General features: G+C 71.5%; 4 protein-coding genes and 1 riboswitch. Of the genes, 1 reads left to right on the forward strand and 3 read right to left on the reverse strand.

What is annotated here, in order from left to right; translation table 11 throughout:
- Positions 1-78: 78 nt before the first annotated feature.
- The 3 genes from HO151_RS00705 to HO151_RS00715 all read right to left on the reverse strand — a co-directional run bounded on the left by HO151_RS00705 (position 79) and on the right by HO151_RS00715 (position 2,012).
- On the reverse strand, positions 79-552 hold the full coding sequence (locus HO151_RS00705) for a C40 family peptidase (RefSeq protein ID WP_173894199.1): 474 nt from the start codon (positions 550-552) through the stop codon (positions 79-81).
- A gap of 3 nt (positions 553-555) precedes the next feature.
- Positions 556-752, reverse strand: a riboswitch (cyclic di-AMP (ydaO/yuaA leader).
- A 338-nt stretch (positions 753-1,090) separates the two neighbouring features.
- Complete coding sequence (locus HO151_RS00710; RefSeq protein WP_173894200.1) at positions 1,091-1,399, reverse strand: hypothetical protein; 309 nt, start codon at positions 1,397-1,399, stop codon at positions 1,091-1,093.
- Between the two features lie 7 nt (positions 1,400-1,406).
- On the reverse strand, positions 1,407-2,012 hold the full coding sequence (locus HO151_RS00715; RefSeq protein ID WP_173894201.1) for an ATP-dependent Clp protease proteolytic subunit: 606 nt from the start codon (positions 2,010-2,012) through the stop codon (positions 1,407-1,409).
- A gap of 70 nt (positions 2,013-2,082) precedes the next feature.
- On the opposite strand from HO151_RS00715, the gene HO151_RS00720 reads away from it, so the two are divergent.
- On the forward strand, positions 2,083-2,361 hold the full coding sequence (locus HO151_RS00720; RefSeq protein ID WP_173894202.1) for a type II toxin-antitoxin system Phd/YefM family antitoxin: 279 nt from the start codon (positions 2,083-2,085) through the stop codon (positions 2,359-2,361).
- Positions 2,362-2,469 lie beyond the last annotated feature (108 nt).

Here is a 2,469-nt window from a genome sequence, read left to right on the forward strand (position 1 = left end):
ACCGCCACCGAACGGCCGAGGCCACGCCGGAGCCTTCGCGGGGCGGCCGCGGGATCCCCCGGCCGCCCCGCGGGCGGATCACCTGACCCGGCCGTACCAGACGCTCTTCGTCCAGATCTTCTGGAGCTTCACCACGTCCCCGCTCTTCGGGGAGTGCCAGATCCGTCCCTTTCCGGCGTAGATGCCGACGTGGTAGACGTTCCGGCCCGAGTGGAAGAAGACCAGGTCCCCCTGCTTCCGCTTCGAGGCGGAGATGTGGTTCGTCTTGTTGTACTGGGCCGCGGCCGTGCGAGGCAGGCTCTTGCCCGCCTTCTTGAACGAGTACAGCGTGAGGCCGGAGCAGTCGAAGCGCTTGGGCCCCGCGGCTCCGTACTTGTACGGGGAGCCCTTTTTGGAGGCCGCCACCTGGAGCGCCTTCGTCGCGGGAGTGGCCGCTTCCGCGTCGGACGCGAAGCCCGGGGCCACGAGACCACCGCCGACCGCGGCGATGGTGAGGGCCGATGCGGTGCCGGCCCTGCTGAACAGCGACGGGACACGATTGAGCGCAGTCATGCGCAACCCTTCGTCAGCCGCCTGTGAAGGATGACCTGTCGGATTCGGGCTGGCGAAGTTGCCCGGCCGCTGTCGCGGCTTCACCCCAAGGACCACTCGGATCTCTCCGGCGGCCCGTCGTGCCTGGGTCCTCCACTCCTGCCGATCCACTTCTGTCGACCGGTCATCCGGGCAGCGGCAGGACTCGGCGTCCGCCCGGATCGCCCCGCCGCTTGTGGCGGGGGCTTGTCGTCGAAAGGGATCTTGACGCACTCATGTCCCAAAAGCCGAGCGGAATCGGCGATTTGTGGGCTTACTCACCACTCACCCGTTCGGGTGGACAGCCCTTTCCACGGGTGGGTGACAGGACGGCCGAGGGCCCTCGCACCAGCGCTTGAATGATGCATTCCGCCCCGGATGTACGCATGTTGCGCAACTGCCGGGGGCTCGAAAACCGAGCCGTGGCTACGCTGTCCGGGGGTATTCCGTCCAGTTCTTTCCGGGCCCGGCGCGGACACCTCGTCACCTCTCCGAGTGACATCGGGTGGACGGGCGTACGTCAGGTGTCGGAGCCGGGCGGCAGGGCGACCCTGCCCGCCCGCCGCTCGCCGTCCAGGACGCGCAGCGCCCGGGCCAGGGTCGGCGCGTGCACCTCGTGTTCGCCCCGCTGGTGCATCAGGGCCAGCGCGTCGCGCAGCGCGGCGGCCCGGCCGACCAGCGCCTGGGCCGCGCGCAGTCCGCGGTAGGTGTCGCCGCAGTGGGCCGGGTTGATCCGGCCGAGCAGGTCGACCACCTCCAGGTAACGGTCGATCAGCTCGGCCTCGGCCCGGGTCAGTGCCGGCAGCGGGGGCAACTCGGGCGGCTGCATCGGCGGTTCACCTCGTCCCGGAGGTGCCGGGGACCGCCCCGCGGTCCGGGACGATCCGGTCGACCAGCCCGTACGCCAGCGCGGCCCGGGCGTCCAGGGTCCTGTCCCGCTCGATGTCCGCCGCGATCCGCTCCCGGTCCTGCCCGGTGTGCCGGGCGAGCATCTCCTCCAGCCGGGCGCGGGTGCGCGTCAGTTCGCCGGCGCGGCGGGCCAGGTCGGACACCTGTCCCCGGACGGCCTCGGGGAGCGAGGGCTGCCGGATCAGCACGTGGGCCCCGGGCAGTGCGTACCGCTTGCCCGGCGCGCCGGCCGCCAGCAGCACGGCCGCGACCGACGCGGCCCGTCCCAGGCAGACGGTCCGCACCTCGCAGCCGATGAACCGCATCGTGTCGTAGACGGCCGTCATCGCGGCGAAGGAGCCGCCGGGGGAGTTGATGCAGAGCGAGACGTCCCGGTCGGGCGCCTCGTGTTCGAGGTGCAGGAGCCGGGCCGTCACCTCGTTCGCGGACGCGTCGTCGATCGGCGTCCCGAGGAGGACGGTCCGCTCCTCCAGGAGCTGGGCGTACGGGTCCGTGAACCGCGGCAGACCGTGGCGGGCGGACGGTCGGGTCATGACACACGCCTCCTCCGGGAGAGGTCCTGTAAAAAATGTACAGGACGTACATGACGTTATGATGGGGAGCATGGCCTACGAGATTCCGGTGACGCAAGCCAGGGCTGAGCTCGCCGACCTGATCAACCGTGTGGTGTACGGGGCCGAGCGTGTCGTCGTGACGCGGCACGGCAAGCCCCTCGTCGCCCTCGTCTCCGCGGCCGACCTGGAGCGACTCGAGAAACTCGACGCGGTCGGGGACGAGCAGGTGATCAGCTCGGTGTCCGGGGTCCACGAGGTCGCGTCCGCTCCCCGCGAACGCCGGCGGTTCGGGATCGCGGCGGAGCACAGGGGGCCGGGCGCGTCGTAGGGCGGCGCCCCCGGGCACCTGGGGGCGCGGGGAACTGCGCGCTCGGCCACGACGGCGCCGCACCCGACGACAGGGCGCAGGCACCCGGAAACGGCCGTGCGCCCTCCG

This window comes from Streptomyces sp. 8P21H-1 (assembly GCF_013302945.1).